Genomic DNA, 20,684 nt, shown 5'->3' with positions numbered 1-20,684 from the left:
TTGCTATTGTATATTCATTATTAACCACATATCTATTCCAAATGTCGTAGTCCTACACATAAGCAGCAAAGGGCGATCCCGCAAGATCGCCACCCCTTTGTTGCCTATACTAGATTTAGCATCAAAAACTCTTTATAAAATAATCTCCAGACGGTGTACACCGTCATGTTCTGCTAAGGCCTGCTCGAAAATCTCACGTTTGATACGCAAGGCACCGGAGCGGTAACGATTATCATCGGCTGGCACGCTTTCCAGTGGTGTTCCGTTCAATACTGCACGGCCTTGCTCACTACCAGTACGCTCTTGCAGCATGCGGTAGACGAAGGTAATTGGTTTTCCTGCAAAGGAAAATTCAAATTCTAATCCGTCGAGATGATCCGGTAGCACAGGGTCCAGGATCAGATCTCCGCCCGACTGACGAATACCAAGGACATTCGATATGAGCTGATTCATGTAAATTCCCGGACCACTGGAATAGATTCTCCAGCCGCCTTTGACGGGGATGGCTCCTTCACGCAGTTCACCAAACCGTTCCTGTGCTTCATAGCGGGTGTTAAATTTACCGTCCGAGCTACTGAAATAGGCGTTGCTTTGGCGCCATTCAGCATTCGGTACGGACGCACGGATGCCGACCGGATTGATGAGCTTCAAGCTGTGCCAAGCGTCATCCTTGCGTCCCAACTTGGCCATCGCTTCCGCAAAGCGGATATGAGCATGCACATATTGCAGCCCGACCTCACGTCCAAAGTTGGCCGCTTGCTCTGCACGCTTGAAGTGCGAGCTCACACCGCCATCATACTGTGCAGGGCGGTTCATCAGACGCACACCATCCGGGCAGAGGAACTGCTCACGGATGAGCTGCTCATGAGCCAATGCTTGCTCAGGCGTGAGCAGCTGGCTGATCATGCTGCGTGTCATTGGCAGCAACCGATAATGAATTCCTGTCTCGGTGTCAGACGGATGGAGCATCAGCTTAGGTTGACCGGGCTCTTCCATATACACGAAGCCCGGAATAATTCCGCTCTCCAGCATGTAGCGGTTAAAGTCTTTACGGATGCCATTGGCCATTTGATGTAGATCTTGTGCGATCTTGTCGGCTTCGCTTACTACACCTGCGGGGGCCTGCTCCAAAGCAGCAGCAAAGTTACTAATAACTTGGTAGGTGAGTGCAACCGTCCAGCTGCTCGCCATATATTGCTTCAGCTGAGCATTGGCTGGCTGGAGGGTATCATCCCAATCGCCGTCGCCATAGGCCGACAAATACGTATCATGAAGGAAATTCTCCCGAATATATTCGATTTCCTTCAGGGCATGTTCCATGAGAGTCGCGGTCTGCTTGGTATAATCGAAAGTATGCCGATGGGTGTAAGGTACATTTTCTCCCAGAATACTGTAATCACGGGTAGCGGTCAAATAATCGCCCAGTACCTTGAGCGGCCAGACGATAATATCCCCATGGCTTTCTTCTTGCTGCACGTGAGTATAGTTGTCAAACATAAACCATTGCGGCCAGTTTCCGCTGTCCTCGTACTGATGGCTGAAAACAGTCAGCAGAATGGAACGAACCTCGTCGAACTTTTGCGTAGCTGAGAAGTATTCCACAGGCCCCTGACACACATCACGTGTTCCCCAGGCTGCACCGCCGTATTGCTCCAGACCGTGAGGCACAGAGTAGTGAACGAGCATATTGTGGGTGTACCACCAAGCCACTGCGTTCACACGGAATAGCTCGCTCGTTTCGTGTTGACCCAGCGACAGATGGAAACCGTTCATAAGCTCGGCAAAATATTCCCGATAGCGCTCGCGCTCATCTTCAAAGGAAGCGTGACGCTCTTTGTGCGTTGATTCTTGCCCGGCTGAAGGCCCATTCAGCCAACCCTGCACGGTGCAGGTCCATTCGCTACTGTCACCCAGCTCCAGCACAACCAGAGACGCATCAGGGGAAGCATTCCCCTGTAGCAGTACGTGAGCGTCGCTCACATGCTGTAATGGAGCGCCCTCTATGTGCATTCGGTACAGCAGGTCTGGATAGGCTTCGGCGCTCAGGGAAGCAGAGTCTGCCCGGAAGAGCAGGGCGTCACCTTCACGTTCCATATGAAACGGAAGCTCATATTCGTTCACATGCATAGACATTTGCTGAGTGATGAGGAACGGATAGGTTTTGCCGCTTGCCGCACGCATATGAAGCCGTACTTCTGGGCTATCGGCATTCGTATGGTTTGTAATAATGAATGTATCGTCAGCCGTTTTGTAGTACCAGCGCACATAATTGAAGCCAATCTCGAACAGGGAAGGCATCGTGAGCAGGCGGTATTTCCCTTGGATTCCGACATAGATACGCTGACCGGATGTCTTGGGAATATTGAGCGCATTACGCGCGTTGGTGATCATTTTATTGAAATTCGTATTGCCGATAACGAGCTGGGAATTGAACACCCCGTACATATAGGAGGTGGTTGTAATGGTTTCTTCCTTACCTCCTGAGTAATGCCCGCCCATTAAAATGTGCCCATGGGGACGCTCTACACGAAGCTCTTTGGATTTGAGTACAACATGCTCATATCTGTCCGTGAAAAAGGAAAGTAGTTCATCGCCATCCCGTTCTTCTTCCTGCCGTTTCGGGAAAAGTTGATTCACTTCGGCAGCGGTTAAGTCCAGCGTGCGCAGCGGCTCACCGATGGTTTGAGCTGGAGCCACACGCCCTGCCTGAAGATCACTTGTCGCGTGTGCCGGTATACTGGTCTCGGAAGCGTCCGCTAGAACGGTAGCTACTTCGTTGCGTGCCTTTGTCACCAGCTCCTGATACTCTAGCTTTGTCACTGCGGCTGGATGATTGGGCTGGAACAGACCGTAAAAAGTAAAGCGAGCTTCCCCTGCAAGTTTCACCCGCTCAGATTGCAACGCGGTATAGGCGAATTCGTATTGGTACACTTCATTGGCGAGCGAGTCACGATGGAGTGCTTCCGGCTCATTCGTTTCTTTGTACGAAAGTCCAAAGAACTGAAATCCGTCAGTCGAGTAACCAACAGTGCGGGTTAACGAACCTTGTTGAATGTATGGGAACGCCTGACTTTGAGGCTGGTTTTGACGTGAGCAAACGGTGTAGCCTCTTTGTTCATCATGGTAGACGGTGTGGTCAATATATTGAGACAAATAAGCTTCATTACTGCGCACAGCAGCGGTATCGGCAATGCCGATATCCTGACCGTACACGATATCTGCTTCCACGTCATCGCCCTGTAGGGTTACATCCCAGAACCATACTCCCAGGCGGCTTAGCGTGAAGGTCACCTGATAGCCTACACCAGCGGTGAAACCTTCCCAAATAATCTGCTGATCCGTTTGTCGGATTACTCCCGGTGAGCGAACTCCAAGCAGGGGAGTGATACTTACACCGGACGGACGGTACAATCTCAAGTACAGATTGTTCAAGGAACCGTCGACTGAATTGGTCAACAGTTGGTTGATCATCGTTGAGCCGTGGGCGATCTTATACACATCACCACTGCTTAAGAAGGTAAAAGACAGGTCGCCGGCCCGCAGCAAAATATTTTGATCCAGACTTGTATTCATCAAAGGGAACGCCTCACTTTCCTGTTTATTTCACTAACCGAAAACGGCTTTCACTAGTATCTCGGCTGTTAGGTCCTGTAAAGACGGCAAATTCACCGCTGTCACTGCTGAAGCTCAAATCTGCATGATGATAGCGCAGCTGAGGCTCGGTCAATGCAAATTCCACTTCCCGGCTTTCGCCTGGGGCAAGAAGGACTTTGCAGAAATCCTTCAGTTCTTTCATTGGACGAACTGTATCACCGCTGATATCACGAACATAGAACTGGACGGTTTCCTCGACCGGACGTGTTCCTGTGTTCGTTACCTGCACTTTAATGGTCAGTTCCTGACCAGGTATAAGGGTATCGCCGGAAAGCTGTACGCTGTCATAGGCTACATCGGTGTAACTCAGTCCATAGCCGAACGGGAATAAAGGTTCGTTTGGTACGTCTAGATATTGAGACACGTAGCGTTCTTTTGTATTCGGATCTAACTGCGGGCGTCCCGTATTAAAATGATTGTAATACACGGGCACCTGTCCGACCGTTTGCGGGAAGGACATGGTCAGACGACCCGTAGGTTCGGCATCACCGTACAACAAATCGGCAATCGCCGCGCCGCCTTCACCACCAGGGAACCAGGCTTCCAATACGGCGTCTGCTTCTTCAATGACACCGTGCAGATCCAACGGACGACCATTAAATAATACGGCTACCATAGGCTTGTTCAGCGTCTTCAGGCGCTTCACCAGTTCCAACTGGGCTTGTGGCAGGCGAATATTGGAACGGCTGCCTGCTTCACCACTCATATCGGAGCGCTCACCAAGCGCCAACACGATAACCTCTGCTTGGCTGGCTGCTTGCAGAGCTTCCGCATATTGCTCCTCAGTTATATCGTCGATAGAGAAACCTGCCGCAACCGTGAGCAGCGAGGAGGATATTTTCGATTGGAACCCGTCGACAACGCGAATAGCTTCCTCCTGTGAACCGCTCCACGACCAAGAGCCCAGGATATCACCGCTCTCTGCAAAAGGTCCGATCAACGCAATATGTTGATTGCGATTCAATGGAAGAACGGAATCATTTTTGAGCAACACGCAAGATTTAATAGCTAATTCTTTGGCAACCGTACGGTGAGCTTCGCAGAACACAACTTCACGTTCACGCTCAGGGTCTGCGCCGCGTAGCGGATTTTCGAACAAGCCCAGCTTTTGCTTGAGCTTCAATATACGCATCACGGCTTCATCAATGAGCGCTTCATCCAGTTGTCCGCTGCGAACCAGCTCAGGCAGATGCCCGTTATAGCAGGAGGTCATCATTTCAATATCTACGCCAGCCAGCAGTGCTTTCTTCGCTGCCTCGCGCTCATCCTCGGCGATGCCGTGAGGGATAAGCTCCTTGATGGCGGCCCAATCCGAGATGAGCACACCATCAAAGCCCCATTCATCACGAAGCAAATCACGCATCAGGCGCTTATTGCCCGTTGCTGCTACGCCTTCTACGGTATTGAAGGACGTCATCACCATTTCGCAGCCTTCATCTAAAGCAGCTTTGTAGGAGGGGAGATAATACTCTCGCAGCTGCCATGCGGATACATCTACAGTGTTGTAATCCCGTCCGCCTTCGCCAGCTCCATATGCGGCAAAATGCTTCACGCATGCGGCCACCCGGTCGGTATCGTTCGTCAGATCTTTACCCTGAAACCCGCGCACAAACGCACGAGCAAATTCGCTGTTGAGGTAAGGATCTTCCCCTGTAGATTCCATCACACGGCCCCAGCGCGGGTCACGCACTAGATCGACCATAGGAGCGAATGTGACGTGAACACCGGATACAGCCGCCTCGCGGGCTGCAATGGTAGCGCTCTCTTCTGCAAGTTGCATATCCCATGAGCAACCAATGGCCAGCGGTATAGGGAAAATCGTTTTGAAGCCGTGTACAATATCTGCCATAATTAAAAGCGGAATACCCAGACGATTTTTACTCAAATGAGCCTGCTGAACACGAATCGCTTCCTTGGCCCCTGCGATACCAAGCACGGAACCGACGTTATGGACATTTTTCTCTGTGATGCCGAGAGAAGCCATGGGGCCGGTAATTTGACTATCCGTTCCCGCTTCTTCAAAGAAGGCACCCACAAGCTGTAGCAGTTGATCGACTTTTTCTTCAAGCGTCATGTTTTCTAAATAGGAATTCAGGTGTTGTTCCATCATAATCCTCCATAAGCTGTATTGTTGGTGGACAGCTCTTTTTTTCAGATTCATGAGATTTTTTGGATAAAATTGATTCAAAAAAGTGCTGAACAGGCTAATAGCTAGTATAGAAGCATAATATTCTGTCGTATTATTAATCGAAACGTTTCTATTGTTGAACTCAGTTGGATTATATACGCTTTCAAATGGAGAGTCAAATCCAATTCAGGGGGTTTTTATAGGCTAAATAACGTAATAAAGATGATATAAATGAAAAAAAGTCGGGATTCTGTGCAAATAAAAAATAATATTTCTATTGAATACGGTTTCAATTTGTTCTATAATGACTATCGAAACGTTTCTATTGACGGGTATGGTCCTTGTGCTTTGAACATAAGTGTTATAGCGGTATGCTTTAATCGCTATGTATTTACATGCATCAGGATTTTACAAAATTCGATTCCAGTCGCTCGAAAGTGCAATATATAGATGAACTAGACCATTTCGATCTATATAATGTTCATTGGAAGTCGCTTATTGAATTTTTGCAAAATCCTCGTATTTGAATCCGTTATCATATTGCATGATCGGTTTACCGATCATCTCGGGAGGAAGTCGTATGATGAAAAGAACATTGGGGATCATTTTGGCAAGTACCTTATTACTGGGGGGCGCGCTGGCAGGCTGCTCGTCCAAGGATGATTCGTCTGGCAAAGATGCGAACGGCAAGACGACTATCACCATGTGGGGCATGGGAGCGGAAGGAAAACTGCTGCCTGAAATTGTAAAAGATTTTGAGAAAGAAAATCCAGATATTCACGTTGATGTACAGGCGTTACCTTGGGATAACGCTCACGATAAGCTGCTGACAGCAGTTGCTTCAAAATCCGGTCCGGACGTGGTTCAGTTAGGTACATCATGGGTTCCCGAACTTGCGTCTGCGGGTGCATTGACGGATATTACCCCTTATATTAGCAAGTATCCTGAACTGGAATCGAAGAATTTCTTCGAGGGTGCTGTAGGTACGACAAAATTTGAAGGGAAACCAGTCGGTGTGCCTTGGTACACTGAAACGAGAGTTTTGTTCTATCGTTCTGACCTACTGAAACAAGTCGGATATAATGAAGCACCTAAAACGTGGGAAGAGCTTTCCGATGCTGCTCAAAAGCTGGCGGCTCGGGGCAAGGGCAAATATGGCATCTCCTTTAGTGCAAAGGAGCAGTCTATGGGCTTTATGTTTGCTCTCCAGAACGGTTCCAAGCTGGTTGACGAGCAGGGCAATCCGCTGTTCAATCAACCACCGTTTGTGGATGCTGTGAAGTATGTGAATACCTTTTTCCAAAATGGCTCTAACGCAGTCGATATTGGAATTGATTCCGTTCAAGGTTTGCAAGGCGAGGGTATCGTTCCAATGTTTATCAGCGGTCCTTTCATGATTAAAGAAATCAAGAGCAAGGCACCAGAATTGGAAGGTAAGTGGAATATAGCGGAGCTTCCTGGCAAAGTAAACAACCTGTCCGTTTTGGGTGGAGCCAACCTTTCAATTATGAAATTCAGCAAGCACCCAGAGGAGTCGGCCAAATTCCTGGCTTACATGAGCAAACCAGAAACACAGCTGAAATGGATGGATCTGTCCAGTAACTTGCCTGCAACTACTAAATCGTGGGAAGATGCCAAACTGAAGAGTGATCCGATGCTTCGGACGATTCGCAAACAGTTGGATCATTCCGCAGCATTGCCGCAACTGGCCGCATGGGAAGAGGTTTCTCAACAATTCATCAAGAGCTTCGAACGTATTTACCGCGGTCATGCCGATGTACAGAAGGAAATGGATGACTTTAATCAGCAGGCTACAAGTATAATGAAAAAATAATGATCCATATCCGTCATTGTCAAAGGGAGTGAAGGCATGAAAGGAAGCTCGCAGAAGCTTGCGCCATACTTGTTTATCGGTCCCTCCATCATCCTGTTGACGCTGTTTTCGCTGTTGCCGATTCTACTGGCGCTCGTAATCAGCTTCACGGATATGGATCTGTCAGGACTTGTTAATTATGATAGTATTCGCTTTATAGGTCTGGAAAATTATACAAACGTACTATTGGACCCTTCCTTTATAAAGTCCCTTGGTAATACCCTGTTCTTCGTCATCATCGGTGTTCCGTTGGTGCTGATATTTTCGCTTAGCATCGCGATTCTGATTAACATGGGTAAATCACGTGCTTTCAAAGTATTCCGCGTTGTGTTCTATCTACCGTCCGTAACGAATGTGGTTGCAGTCGCAGTCGTTTGGAGCTACCTGTATAATCCGACGCTTGGATTATTCAACTATGTACTTGGTATGATGAATTTAGGTCCCGTCCCATGGCTGACCGATCCAACAGTAGCGAAAGTTTCGTTGATTGTGTTAGCAGTTTGGCGGGGCATCGGCTTAAACATGATTATTTTTATTGCGGCTATTAAAGGGATTCCGGGTTCTTATTATGAAGCGGCTCAGCTTGACGGTGCCAATACATGGCAGCAAATTCGTTATATTACGCTTCCGCAGCTTCGTTACGCTATTTTCTTCGTGTCCATCACGACGATGATCGGCTGGCTGCAATTTTTCGAGGAACCGTTTGTCATGACCAAAGGGAAGCCGCTCGACGGCACGCTGACGGCATCCCTGTTCATTTACAATAACGGCTTCCAATTTAGTAAATTCGGGTATGCCGCGGCGGGATCGTTCATTCTGTTCTTCGCGATCATCGCGGTGACGCTGATTCAGTTCCGTTTGCAAAATAAAGCGGAGTCCTGATAGAGAGAGGTGATGAACGTGAAAACAGCTGTTCAGCAAGCCCGCGCCAATACGCGCAGTGGTGAAAAAACATTTCAATGGTTCGTGGCGATTCTCCTGACCGTGGGAGGTCTGTTGATGGTGCTGCCTTTTGCGTGGATGATATTATCCTCCTTTAAGACAGAGGGTGAGGTAACCAAAATTCCTCCGACCATCTGGCCGCAGCATTTTACACTGGATAATTTTAAATTACTATTCGATAGCATGGCTTTTGGAACCTATCTGACGAATACGCTGATCATTGTTTTAGCTTCCTTCTTCGGATTATTCCTCAATGCCATGGCGGGTTATGGCTTTGCCAAATTCCAATTTAAAGGCAAAGGTTTTCTATTCTACCTGGTACTGGCAACGATGATGATTCCAGGTCAAGTGACGATGATTCCCGTCTACTTGATCCTGAACCAGATGGGATTGACCAATTCCATGCTGGGGATTGTCCTTCCTGGATTGGTAGGCGCGTTCGCGATCTTCCTGTTTCGGCAGTTTATGTCCGATATCCCGGAAGAATTGCTGGAGGCGACACGTCTCGATGGAGCAGGGGAGTTCCGTACTTTTCTGCAAATCGTATTGCCTATCTCGACACCAATTCTGGCAGTACAGGCCATTTTAACCTTTATCGGTGGATGGAATAGCTTCTTGTGGCCGCTCATTATTGCGAACGATGAGAAGCTGTACACCTTGTCCGTCGGGTTGTCACTGCTCAAGGGGCAGAACGAAAGTCAATTTGCCCTTCAAATGGCAGGCTCGACCTTCATGGTCGTTCCTATCATGATTATCTTCATTATTTTCCAAAAGTATATTATCGAGAATTATACAATTTCGGGGATTAAGTAATAGTTTAATACGTAAATTGATAAAAACAAAAAAAACGGAGGACTTCCTAGTTTGAGCAAAAGAAGCCCTCCGTTTTTTTTGTGTATAGAAAAAAACGAAAAATCCTGGTCAGCTCATGTTCATTCTTAGAGAAGCTGCATCAGGATTTTGTTTATATATGGGGAACAAAAAAATGAAAAAGTTAGAATTCAGATTGAGTGTTACGAAGGTGAATAAAAGTTGCGGCCTCCAGAATCATTAGGGTATGCATTACATTAACAACGATCGGCTTTTTTCGGCAAAAATATACTTTTATTATATTTAATTGAAAATATTTCAAAAATAATATGTTAACAAATTTTACATATTTAATTCAAAAAAAGTATAGAGTGTAACGAAAAAAATGATTATATTGGAAAAGAAATGAAAAATATATAAAAAATGAGGTGAATCAAATTGTTCGATCCTGTTAATCAAGTAGCTGAAGGAAGCGTTTCTCCTATGACGTGTGTTTTTTGTGATACACGTGATCGTTGTGTAGGTTGTGATGCTACCGATTGGTTTTGTAGCAAAGAAAGTGGTCATTGGTGTACTAATAATGATAGCGATTAATTGAAGTAAAACTCGCAACGATAGGGGTTCAAACACAGATAGTCAATTAGGAGGTCTGGGAACTAATCTTCTTGGACTTCCTCCTATTTTGTAACTTTGAGAGGATGATTAATAGTGATTAGTGCTCCATTTGAAAAAAATCCCGTCAAAATCATAGAACAAAATGAAAAGTTATACTTATACAATATAAAAACAAATGGGCTTTTTCAGATTGATGATGTCGTAGTAGATATATGTAATAGCGAAGGTAAGGAAATTGAAGAAATATATGAATTACTTAAGCATCGTTCTAGTAGAGAAGAGGTAGATAGGTTATTAGCCAGTCTGAAGGAAGCATCGGTTATATATAATAAAGATTTGTCTATTCAAAAGGAATGTAAAAGTTGCAATGATGAGCAAGTAAGTCTATCATCTATAATCCTTATGCTGGTTCAAGAGTGTAATCTAAGATGCTCTTACTGTTATGGAGGAGACGGAGAATATAATGATCGAGGACGGATGGACACAGAGACCGCATTAAAAGCAGTTGATTATCTGTTTGATCATGCTGGCGAAGAAGAAGAACTGAATATTTGCTTTTTTGGAGGGGAGCCACTTCTGAACATTGAAGTTATTAAAGAAGTTGTAGCCTACACTAAGCTAAAACAAGAAAAATCAAATAAACGTGTTACATATAGTATGACAACGAACGGCACCTTGATTTCCAAAGAAATTGAAAACTTCTTATTAGATCATCATGTTTCTATTCAGATAAGTCTAGATGGTGATCAAATGACGCACGATTTCAATCGATATTATCAGAACAGAAAAGGTACCTATGAAATCATTTTAAATAGAACGGAAAGTTTAAGAAAAAAAGGTGTCATAACAGCAAGAGCTACGATTTCACCAGTACAATTGGATATAACACATACACTTACACATTTAATGGGGATTGGTATTCGCCATGTTGCGATGTATCCTGCAGTCGAGATGCTTAGTGAGGAAGACTTTGAGAAGTATGCACAAGAATTCACCAAATTGGTTGTTCATTTTGAATCTTTGCTTCAGGCTAAAAAATATGGGGAAGCACGTCAAATATCGAACATTCTAAAATACTTGAAGATGATTCATTCTTCTTCTAAGCGAGATTATTTTTGTGGGGCGGTCTCGCATATGCTTGCCGTTGATGTACATGGTAATCTTTATCCTTGTCAACGATTTGTTAATGAAAAGGATTATTCTTTAGGGAATGTAAGGGGAGGGATGGATGTAAGAAAGAAGAGTGGCATGCTTAGTGAGATGCGTTTAGAGAAGAGAACTGTATGCGGAGAATGTTGGGCTAAGAATCTATGTGGTGGAGGTTGTCCTCAAGAAAATATGGTGCTTAGTGGTTCGATTAATGAGCCAGTGGATAGATACTGTAACTTTACTCGTAGTGCAATAATGGATTGTATGAAATTGTATTTACGATTAACTAAAGAAGACAAGAAAAACCTGTTCTCTGCTAAGCGGCAGCGGGAGCAACTATTGGAGGATGTCTCATTTGACAATTAATATTCAAGCTTTAAGTAAGTCATATGGTTCTCACCAAGTACTTAACGAGCTTCATTTCCACATTGATAATGGTATATTCGGACTGCTCGGAGACAATGGGGCGGGTAAGACCACTTTAATGAAAATTCTTGCCACTTTACTTAGATTCGACCGAGGGGAAGTTGAAATATTCGGACATTCTTTGAAAAAAGAACCGGATGCTATTCGTTCTTTACTGGGTTACTTGCCGCAGCATTTTGATTTTTTTCCAAATGTAACCATTTTGGAATCTATGAACTATTTTGCGGCTTTAAAAGGTATTCAAGGTAAGCGTCATATTCAAGAGGAAACATCACAGCGATTAATTGAGGTGGGACTTATCAATCAAGTTCATAAAAAAATAAAACAGCTGTCTGGGGGAATGAAGCAGCGCTTAGGAATTGCCCAAGCTATGTTAGGACAGCCTAAGTTGTTAATTGTTGATGAGCCTACGGTTGGACTGGATCCCAAAGAACGAATTGCTTTTCGAAACTTGCTTCAGAATTATGGAGAAGACCGGATTATATTGTTATCTACTCATATTGTTCCTGACGTTTCAAGCACATGTGACAAACTACTCGTTTTAAAAGAAGGCCGTTGTCTGTATCAAGGGGCTATAGACGATATGATTCGAACTGTCGAGGGTAAAGTATGGTTGGTTGATGTTGGCAAGCGTCAATTGGAACAATTAAGTCAACAAGCTCGAATCACCTCCATTGTGCGGAAGGAAGGAAGAATTCAGGCTCGATTATTGTGTAACCACCCTCCAGATTGTTGTACAGAAGTCACACCCGAAACGGCTAATCTTGAGGATGCGTATCTGTACATTTCCGATCCGGAGGAGAGTTAGCAGAATGGGAAAAGTAATCAGAGCCCTAGTTCAATTTGAAGTTTTGCTTATGAAGAAAAGTGTAGTGTTTTTTATAGCACTAACGTTCTCTTGTTTTTTAATTCCTTTATTTTTATATCTAGGAGCAGGGAATAAGAATAACGAGTTTTGGATATTTTTGCATCATGGACAAATGTTCTTTACCATATTACTAATGCCGTTAATGTATTCTGTTCTTTATGATGGCGAGAAGCAAAAAATGATCTCTTCTGTTATTATGCCTAAATTGCATAAAGGAGCCCAATATTTTTATTGTAAGAGTTGTGTATTGTGGGGAGTGGTTTGCTTATTTCAGTTTGTCTCTTTAGCTATGATTTGTGTAGTTCAATGGACGACTCATGGTATGGCTCCATTCTTGACACTGCTTAATCTAACAGTAGCGGGTATAGCAACTATGGGATATTCTGTTCAAGTTACCGTCATATTGAACTTGCTCTTACGTAAACAACTGTATGTGAACATTGTAATGCTCGTCTACCTTTTAACCAGTATTACTATCAACTTGCCCTACATTTCAATCTGGTTTAATCCAGATTGGATTATTTCCAATTTCTTTACACGGTCGTTTGCCTTCGGACGAATATTCCTATTTTTGCTTATGTGGGTATTGATGAAAGTCAGTAATCATCTATGGATGGCGAGGGTACAAGAATGAGTGGAATTATAGTTCGTTTCTGGCTACAGCTTTTACTCCGAAGAGAACAAGCAGTAACCTTGCTCGTTTCCTTTAGTGTGGTTATTTTATTCAATTTAATAATGAATGAAAGTATTGCAATAACTTATAGCGTTAACTTGTTATTTGTAGCTTTTTTTTCTTTACAGATTGCGAGTATACATAAGCGTAATCATACAGAGCCGTATATATATATTTCTGTCTTTCCTAATTACCGTCTTATCACTTACCAGCTTTATGTTTCTTTAATTCTTTCGTTTCCTCTCGTGCTCATGATGGTAGGACTTTTATGGAAATCATTCGCTGATGTATCATTATGGAATTTGGTTATCATTGTATTATTTTCTAGTGTTTTTTCATCGATGTTGGGTCTCTTGTTGGGGCAGGTAGTAAAGCATTATGGGTTGGCCTTCACTTTTCTCATTGCTTTTTACCTTCCTATAGGTTTAGTTTCCTGGTCTTTTAATGAAAAGTTTCGTTACATATCTCCTGTAGTGAATATATTCAACCCCTATATGATCAACTGGCGAAATCTCTTTGGACTCTTAGGCTGTAGTTTATTATTTTACGGATTAGGCACATTGTTATCCAGTCGGCGCGGAGGCGGCAAAAAGTCTATAATCCCTTGGATCAGTATGGTCCTTGCTTGTAGTATACTGATTGGCGTATGGGGATATGAGAGGCTATTTAATGAAAATGTACAGACATCGTCGTTTCAAAAAATAACTGTGGGACAAACACAAGTAGAGTATAAGGGGATTAGTTCGTATCAGGCGAAGCAATTTGCCACCCTCTTTGAAACGCTGTATCAAGTGGCTAAGAAAAAGCAGACACACCCGGTTCGCTATACCTTGGAAATCACCCGAATACACTCCATGTCATCGTTCGAGCCGAAAATAATAGTTCAAAATCATAATAAACTTCAAATCAATATTTATTCAAATAAGCTTTTAGAGTTTAATTTCGGAATGGATTGGGCGAGTAAGTGGATTGATTACATTTTGCCGCAATCGACCCACTTGTCCAATGAGCAAGTTGACGCTTTTAAACGCCTCAAAAATGAAATTATTGTGGAAGTTAGAGAAAAAAATCCCGAAAATGTCTATACACTTCAGGGTGACTGAGAGCTAAAATAGCGAGATTTCATGAAGAACAAATAATAGTAGATAAAAAGAAAGGGATGGAATGCATGGAACGTGAGGCAGACCATTTGAATTTCAGAGCTATATTTCATTCATTCCAATATTGGCCGAAGTTAACTAAGTTATTATGGAGTACAGAACCTATCTACTTTATTATCATTATTTTTGGCTATCTACTAAAAGGAATACTCCCGATTGCTAACCTTCTTTCCATACAGTATTTGGTTTCTGAATTAGAGACTAGCACGGTATGGCATAAGCTTCAAATAAGTGCAGTGTTTCCTGTAATTATCGTGATGTTTTCTAGTTTGCTTATTTCAAGTTTAATTGAATATTCTGATAAATTGTTCCAAATTTCACTGATAAATAAATTACAAACATTAATAGTATCACAAACATCAACATTTAATCTTGCGGATTTTGAAAGTCCGCAAGTACATAATCAACTCAAAAGAGTGCAAAACGACTCAATAGATAGACCTATTCAGATCTATAAAGAACTCATTAATTTGTTAAGTTCCATGGTTACATTATGCTCTAGTATCGCCATTTTAATAGCATTCAGATGGTGGATCTTACTCATTCTTGTTGTTTCCCCCCTAGCATCTTTTTATTCTTTATTGAGGTTCACACAAATTCAATATTTAGCCAAGAAAAAACGGGCTCCTTTACAACGTAAATCCAGGTATATTAATTACTTATTGACTAATGAGAAGTCTTTTAAAGAAATCCTATTGTATCAACTTAGTGACTACTTTACAGCAAAATATAAGGGCATTTTTGATGTTTTCTACAAAGAGGATAAGTATTTAGCCAAAAAACGTATTGCGTTATATTTGTCTTTTCAAGTAATAAGTACATTGTTTATAGCCATTGCTTTGATTATGATTATACAAATAGCATGGAACGAAGAATTTCTCGTTGGCAGTATTTATGCATTAGTTCAAGCGGTATTATTAGCTAATCAAAATATTAACACAGTATCTCAAGGATTGATTTCATTGTGTGATCATAATCTGTATCTAGATGAATTATTCGCTTTTTTTAACATAAAACATAAACAAGGCAGTTCTAGTATGTTGCTAAGAGAATCAGGTATACAAGCTGATTTAACAATAGAATGCATAGAATTCAAAAATGTTTCGTTTGCCTACCCAGATCAAAAAGAATTGGCTCTCAAAGATATAAGTTTTAAAATGAAGCGTGGTGAATCTCTTGCTCTAGTGGGCAGGAATGGATCAGGGAAAACAACAGTGATAAAACTTTTAATGGGATTATATGAAGATTATAAAGGGGATATTTTAATTAATTCTATCTCGATTCGAAATTATCATAAAGAAGTACTTTATAAAAAAATAGGTGTTATATTTCAAGATTTTGTTCAATTTGATTTTTCAGTAAGAGAAAATATAGGTTTTGGCAGTATAGAACATCTTGAATTTGATACTAGGATATGGAAATCAGCACAACATACAGGAGTAGATAAGGTAATACGAGATTTGCCTAATCAATTAGAACAACAGCTAGGAAGAAACTTTGAAGGGGGTATACAGCTTTCAGGAGGGCAGTGGCAAAAGATAGCTATATCCAGAGCGCTCTTCAAAGATGCTGACGTTTACGTATTAGATGAGCCTAGTTCATTTCTTGATCCAGAATCAGAAAAACAAGTATTTCGTCAATTTCAAAATTTTGTTATTGATAGGCTTTGCCTCTACATTTCTCATCGTTATACCTCTGTTTTATATGCAGGTAAAATTTTAGTTCTGGATAAGGGTCAGATTATAGAAGAAGGAACTCACCAAGAACTAATTGAGAGTCGAGGGCTTTACTATGATTTATTTTCTGATGAAATTAATACATTCCAAGAAGCGCTAATTACTAATGATGCACGCTAACTGTGTATAGGGATTGCGGCATATATTTGGACTGTGAACAGTATTATTTTTTTACCTAGAGAAGTAGACTATTTAGAATACACAAGTCATAGTCACAAGAACGAACAGCGGAGCTTCTCTTTGGGAGGGGCTCCGCCTTTTTGCTTTACAGGGACATATTTATATATGAGTTAGACAATATTGATGGGATAATGTACGAAGTTTTCTTTTCAGTCTGTAGATTCGAGTCGTTGTAGCTGTAACCGAAATATTATATTTGGTAGCGAGCAAGGGCACAGCCAGTTGTCGACAAAAGTAGTCCTGATAGAGCGCATATTCATTTTTTGAAAGCTGCATTAGAATATTAACAATAACCGTATCCACATCTCCCAGCCTTCGATTCTCACACTCCTCATCTACCGAATTTGAGAAACTACATATCTTCTCACAATCAAACGTAGTTTCATGCTTTTTTTGTGTATAGTAGCACCTAAATGATTTATATATAAGATTTTTAGCCGTAAGGTATAGCCAACCCTTCACATTGGGGTGATGTTTGAGCTTGACCAGTTGCTGTCTCGCCGCTACAAAAGTATCTTGTGTACATTCTTCTGCCATAAATTTAAAGCAAGACTGATTCTTGATTAAATGCATACAGAAACGATATACCTCGCTCAGATAAAGTTCACAAATTTTTCTGTAAAAGCATCTGGAACTACCTCTGCATTGATCCTCTTTGCAACAGTCGATAACCATCGTAGTCGGCATTTGTTCAAGCCCCCTTTGGACGGATAAAAAAATAAATGATTTTTGTATGTGCCAATCATATACATTAATTCCAATTTTCAAGAATGACATAAATCATATTTAATCTCGTAAATGTGGAATTACTAGAACAGTTAAGAGATATTTTAAGGTGATTTTGATTCTGATACGGAATTAGTTAATAGGGGGAGAGGGTGCATCTGGTGAAAGGGGGAAAAGGATGAAAGAATCCATAGTATATAAACGTTTGGCAGCAACATTTAGACCTTATCTGAAGACGGTCACTATCATTTTGATATGTCTCATCCTATCAGCGGGCTTGAATATATTACTGCCTTTAACAAGCAAGATTATTGTGGACCAAGGTCTTCTGAAAGGGAATATGCAGGCTGTAATCCTGTACACATCTGCTGCGTTTTTAATCGTTTGCTTGGACAAGCTGTTGAATGTGTGTAAAGAAACCTTTCGGGCAGGCTTAAGCGCACAGGTTACCTTTTCATTATTTGAAAAGGCGTATCTGCATCTGACAAGAGTACGAATGAGCTATTTTAACCGAACCAATGAAGCGGAGCTACTGAACCAAATTGGCACGGATGTAGGCAATGTATCGAGGATCACAGATAGTGGAGTATTTTTTGTCATTATGCAGGCGTTCAGCATGATTGGTGGTATATGTGGTTTGCTGCTCATTAACTGGAAAATGACTGTAATCGTGCTGTGCTTTTTACCCATCAAATATGTTGTGGTGAAGTATTTTGTGAAGCGTAGAAAAAAACTAGTGGGGAATTTAATTGAAGGCAGTAGTGATTTTGCTCAGTGGTTTGGGGAATCTGTCGGGGGCATGAAGGAGCAACGGATGTTTGGTCTTATTCCACATAAGCATCAGCAGTTCTCATCCAAGCAGCGTCGAATTGTAGATTCAGAACGGAAATTATCACTTCTGGACGCCTGGAATATCGCTTCGGAATCTATTTTAATTCAGCTTCTAATGATGCTTTTGTACGTTGTAGGTGCTAATCTTATCTTTCGTTTACAGCTTACTGTAGGTGGGATTTTTGCCTTTGTTTCTTACAGTGCTTATGTTACCACTCCTGTATTCGCTATTCTAAACATTGGCTACATGCTGGCTGAAGTCGTTCCCTCCGCCATTCGATATTATCAGTTTTTGGATTGGGCAGAGGAAGAAACATCTAATTCAGTCACTCCAGCGTCTGTTCTTACTGAGCCGCCATTCGAAGATCATATTGCATTTCATAATGTTTCATTTTCCTATACCAAGGATGAACCCGTACTGCCCCACGTGAGCTTTAGGATTGCCCGAGGGGAAAAAGTAGCTATCATTGGAGCAAATGGGGCAGGGAAGTCTACGTTGCTGGATCTGATTATGAGATTCAGCCAGCCTGATCAAGGGATAATAACTTATGACGGCATTGACATCCAAAGCTATGAAATAGATGAGTATCGAAGTCAAATAGCTTTGGTCAGTCAGCAGGTGTATTTATTTGATACTACTATTTTTGGTAATATCCGCATAGGCACAGAAGTCACTAATGATGCAATAGAGGCCATTATCGCGGAGGTTGGTCTGGAAGAATTGGTTCAGAACTCGGCAGATGACTTCCCCATAGGCTCGAACGGCTCCATGTTGTCGGGTGGGCAAAGACAGAAAATTGCTATGGCCCGGGCATTGATCAGGGAAGCGCCATTGTTTATTCTCGACGAGGTGACCTCCAATCTAGACACAGCAGCTAGGCTAAATGTTCAGCAATTGTTGAAGACCCGGTTGCGTGACAAGACCGTAATCATCGTTACACATCGCAGCGAGATATTAGCGCATGTCGATAGAGTTATTTTGTTGGAGAACGGCGAACCAGCCCAAATAGGATCACACTCCCATTTTATGACCTGTCATGCAGAATACAGAGGATGGGTATTAGGGGAAAAAGAGGTCTCCATAAAATGATGAAAAAAACAAACGCTTTCATAGAGTGATTTAACACCATGTACGGAATTAGTATAGGTGAACACCTTTTTAAATCATATCATGAATGGGAGGAGTAGTTTAACATGCGTAAGCTTGTGAAAAGAAGCACGAATGTAGGCGACACGATTGAGGCATTTGGCTGTGGTTGTTCCTGTTATTGTCCTTGCTCCTGTTATTGCGCAGGCAGTTTGACTCGAAGCTCCAATACTCAGCGTGAAAGTGACGGTTCTTATCGCAGAGATAACGGAACTGGAATTGGTAATTATTAAGCTTGTATCTGTATGGAGGAGCCTGGGCATTCCAGGCTTCTGTCCACATCAAAACAGAGTAGGTGTGAATCATGAACATGTGCCAACCCTTTATATACACATTTCAGACGAGACTCCACCATTATGTATATGATGTAAATACCAATTTAATTTTGAGGATTAAAGAGGAGGCTTACCATTTCCTGAATTCGCATTCCAGCTTCGACCTGGATCAGATGGAGGCTACACCGGAATTGCAGCAGTATATCCGTGACTTGTTGGATAACGGATTTTTATCTTCACAGCGTCCGCAGATTATGAATCATCCTAAAACAAAGCACTTGGAACATATGCTTCAGCATCAGCTGAAGACCCTCACCTTACAGGTAACTCAAAATTGCAATCTTAGATGCTCTTACTGCGTTTATTCAGGAGGATATGACAATCGAGGTCATACCAGTCTGATGATGGATTTTGAGACAGCCCGCAAGTGTATCGATTTTGTCATTGATAGGTCAGTAGACAGTGACCGTTTGGATTTTGGTTTTTATGGGGGAGAGCCGCTTATTAATTTTCCGTTGGTCAAGAAGTGTGTGGAATATATCAAGGAGCAGGTAGCGTATAGAGATGTAGGCTTTCATTTGACGACCAATGGTACGCTGCTTAATGACGATATTCTGGACTTTCTGGATGAACATCGTTTTGTGCTTACGATCAGTCTGGACGGAGATCAAGAGAATCATGACAGAAACAGACGATTTGCTGTTAACGGGCGGGGCTCCTTCGATACGATTATTGCCAATGTGGATAAAATTAAGAGAAATTACCCAGACCTCTTTGAATGGATTAATTTTAATGTGGTGTTGGATACCCGTAATGATTTTGGTTGTATCAATGATTTTTATACGAATTATGAAACCTTCGAAAGTCTGTACAGTGTAAGGTCGTCCTACATTAACGATGCTTATGTGAAGGATGAAATTTTGTACAGAAATGAATTTATTGAGCAGAGAGGCTATGAGGTAGTTAAAATGATGCTTTCCAAGTTTGGAAGAGTAGATGAAAATCATGTCTCCAAGCTGATTAAGGACTATTATATTCAGATGTATTTCCGAATGTTTCATTATAGAAAGCCTTCTGCGGGAATGCCGATAGAAGCGCATCATGGCGGACCCTGTGTGCCTGGTGTACAGCGATTGTTTGCGGATGTGCATGGAAATCTGTATCCATGTGAACGGGTCAGTGAGCAGTCGGAGGTGGTGCAGATTGGAAAGGTGGACACAGGCTTTGAAGTGGATAAAATCAGCCAGATTTTGAATGTAGGGACAATCACGGAGGATGCATGTAAAAACTGTTGGAATTTCCGCTTTTGTACGCTGTGTGTTGCTGTAGCAGATGATTTGCATACCTTGTCCAAAGAAAAGAAGCTGAGTCATTGTTCGGTAGTCAAAAATGATATTAGGCATACCTTACTTGATTATTGCATGATGAATGAGCTGGGCTATGATTTCTCCGAGGATACGATTCTCGATTTTGAAAAAGCATGAGGGGTGT

14 protein-coding genes are annotated in these 20,684 nt (G+C 42.3%); 11 read left to right on the top strand and 3 right to left on the bottom strand.

Annotation, left to right across the window (positions count from 1 at the left end; genetic code table 11):
• Positions 1–132: 132 nt before the first annotated feature.
• Both ACQW03_RS09620 and bglX read right to left on the bottom strand, forming a co-directional pair.
• Positions 133–3,573 carry a GH36-type glycosyl hydrolase domain-containing protein gene (locus ACQW03_RS09620; RefSeq protein WP_441952359.1) on the bottom strand — a complete coding sequence of 1,147 codons (3,441 nt, stop codon included), beginning with the start codon at positions 3,571–3,573 and terminating at the stop codon, positions 133–135.
• A gap of 25 nt (positions 3,574–3,598) precedes the next feature.
• Positions 3,599–5,761: a beta-glucosidase BglX gene (gene bglX, locus ACQW03_RS09615; protein WP_081366788.1), complete on the bottom strand. Its 2,163-nt coding sequence runs from the start codon at positions 5,759–5,761 to the stop codon at positions 3,599–3,601.
• Positions 5,762–6,362: 601 nt separating this feature from the next.
• Here bglX and ACQW03_RS09610 point away from each other — a divergent pair.
• The 8 genes from ACQW03_RS09610 to ACQW03_RS09575 all read left to right on the top strand — a co-directional run bounded on the left by ACQW03_RS09610 (position 6,363) and on the right by ACQW03_RS09575 (position 16,154).
• The gene (locus ACQW03_RS09610) at positions 6,363–7,616 is read left to right on the top strand and encodes a sugar ABC transporter substrate-binding protein (protein WP_441949465.1); all 1,254 of its coding nucleotides are present in this window, start codon (positions 6,363–6,365) and stop codon (positions 7,614–7,616) included.
• 36 nt (positions 7,617–7,652) lie between these two features.
• Positions 7,653–8,537 (top strand): carbohydrate ABC transporter permease, encoded by an 885-nt coding sequence (locus tag ACQW03_RS09605; protein ID WP_071639192.1) that lies wholly within the window; start codon positions 7,653–7,655, stop codon positions 8,535–8,537.
• Positions 8,538–8,555: 18 nt separating this feature from the next.
• Positions 8,556–9,410: a carbohydrate ABC transporter permease gene (locus ACQW03_RS09600; protein WP_071639196.1), complete on the top strand. Its 855-nt coding sequence runs from the start codon at positions 8,556–8,558 to the stop codon at positions 9,408–9,410.
• A 705-nt stretch (positions 9,411–10,115) separates the two neighbouring features.
• Positions 10,116–11,537 carry a PapB family radical SAM/SPASM ranthipeptide maturase gene (papB, locus tag ACQW03_RS09595; RefSeq protein ID WP_441949462.1) on the top strand — a complete coding sequence of 474 codons (1,422 nt, stop codon included), beginning with the start codon at positions 10,116–10,118 and terminating at the stop codon, positions 11,535–11,537.
• Positions 11,527–12,405, top strand: coding sequence for an ABC transporter ATP-binding protein (locus ACQW03_RS09590; RefSeq protein ID WP_081366789.1), 879 nt, complete (start codon positions 11,527–11,529; stop codon positions 12,403–12,405). The genes papB and ACQW03_RS09590 overlap by 11 nt, the downstream gene beginning before the upstream one ends.
• 4 nt (positions 12,406–12,409) lie before the next feature.
• Positions 12,410–13,099, top strand: a complete 690-nt coding sequence (locus tag ACQW03_RS09585; RefSeq protein WP_071639200.1) for an ABC transporter permease — start codon at positions 12,410–12,412, stop codon at positions 13,097–13,099.
• Positions 13,096–14,241: a hypothetical protein gene (locus ACQW03_RS09580; RefSeq protein WP_071639201.1), complete on the top strand. Its 1,146-nt coding sequence runs from the start codon at positions 13,096–13,098 to the stop codon at positions 14,239–14,241. Before ACQW03_RS09585 ends, ACQW03_RS09580 begins: the two co-directional genes overlap by 4 nt.
• A gap of 65 nt (positions 14,242–14,306) precedes the next feature.
• A complete protein-coding gene (locus ACQW03_RS09575; RefSeq protein WP_441949459.1) occupies positions 14,307–16,154 on the top strand; it encodes an ABC transporter ATP-binding protein in 1,848 nt (615 codons plus the stop codon).
• Between the two features lie 159 nt (positions 16,155–16,313).
• Here the strand turns inward: ACQW03_RS09575 and ACQW03_RS09570 are convergent, their stop codons facing one another.
• Positions 16,314–16,889, bottom strand: coding sequence for an RNA polymerase sigma factor (locus ACQW03_RS09570; protein ID WP_441952356.1), 576 nt, complete (start codon positions 16,887–16,889; stop codon positions 16,314–16,316).
• A gap of 229 nt (positions 16,890–17,118) precedes the next feature.
• Between ACQW03_RS09570 and ACQW03_RS09565 the strand changes: the two genes are divergently transcribed.
• From ACQW03_RS09565 to ccpM, 3 genes are all read left to right on the top strand, one after another.
• Complete coding sequence (locus ACQW03_RS09565) at positions 17,119–18,861, top strand: ABC transporter ATP-binding protein (protein ID WP_441949457.1); 1,743 nt, start codon at positions 17,119–17,121, stop codon at positions 18,859–18,861.
• Between the two features lie 104 nt (positions 18,862–18,965).
• A complete protein-coding gene (locus ACQW03_RS09560) occupies positions 18,966–19,151 on the top strand; it encodes a CLI_3235 family bacteriocin precursor (RefSeq protein WP_071559456.1) in 186 nt (61 codons plus the stop codon).
• A 71-nt stretch (positions 19,152–19,222) separates the two neighbouring features.
• Positions 19,223–20,677: a Cys-rich peptide radical SAM maturase CcpM gene (ccpM, locus tag ACQW03_RS09555; RefSeq protein WP_256703340.1), complete on the top strand. Its 1,455-nt coding sequence runs from the start codon at positions 19,223–19,225 to the stop codon at positions 20,675–20,677.
• Positions 20,678–20,684 lie beyond the last annotated feature (7 nt).

It is taken from the genome of Paenibacillus sp. DRB1-1 (assembly GCF_052119485.1).
Taxonomy (GTDB): Bacteria; Bacillota; Bacilli; order Paenibacillales; family Paenibacillaceae; genus Paenibacillus; species Paenibacillus polymyxa_B.
This window is presented reverse-complemented; position numbering and strand designations above follow the sequence as displayed.

Bases quoted from the DNA above. Each gene is read 5' to 3' on its own strand.
- ACQW03_RS09560 (WP_071559456.1), top strand. From the start codon at position 18,966: ATGCGTAAGCTTGTGAAAAGAAGCACGAATGTAGGCGACACGATTGAG.
- ccpM (WP_256703340.1), top strand. From the start codon at position 19,223: ATGAACATGTGCCAACCCTTTATATACACATTTCAGACGAGACTCCAC.
- bglX (WP_081366788.1), bottom strand. From the start codon at position 5,761: ATGGAACAACACCTGAATTCCTATTTAGAAAACATGACGCTTGAAGAA.
- ACQW03_RS09570 (WP_441952356.1), bottom strand. From the start codon at position 16,889: ATGGTTATCGACTGTTGCAAAGAGGATCAATGCAGAGGTAGTTCCAGA.
- ACQW03_RS09585 (WP_071639200.1), top strand. From the start codon at position 12,410: ATGGGAAAAGTAATCAGAGCCCTAGTTCAATTTGAAGTTTTGCTTATG.
- ACQW03_RS09580 (WP_071639201.1), top strand. From the start codon at position 13,096: ATGAGTGGAATTATAGTTCGTTTCTGGCTACAGCTTTTACTCCGAAGA.
- ACQW03_RS09565 (WP_441949457.1), top strand. From the start codon at position 17,119: ATGAAAGAATCCATAGTATATAAACGTTTGGCAGCAACATTTAGACCT.
- ACQW03_RS09575 (WP_441949459.1), top strand. From the start codon at position 14,307: ATGGAACGTGAGGCAGACCATTTGAATTTCAGAGCTATATTTCATTCA.
- ACQW03_RS09620 (WP_441952359.1), bottom strand. From the start codon at position 3,573: ATGAATACAAGTCTGGATCAAAATATTTTGCTGCGGGCCGGCGACCTG.
- ACQW03_RS09605 (WP_071639192.1), top strand. From the start codon at position 7,653: ATGAAAGGAAGCTCGCAGAAGCTTGCGCCATACTTGTTTATCGGTCCC.
- ACQW03_RS09610 (WP_441949465.1), top strand. From the start codon at position 6,363: ATGATGAAAAGAACATTGGGGATCATTTTGGCAAGTACCTTATTACTG.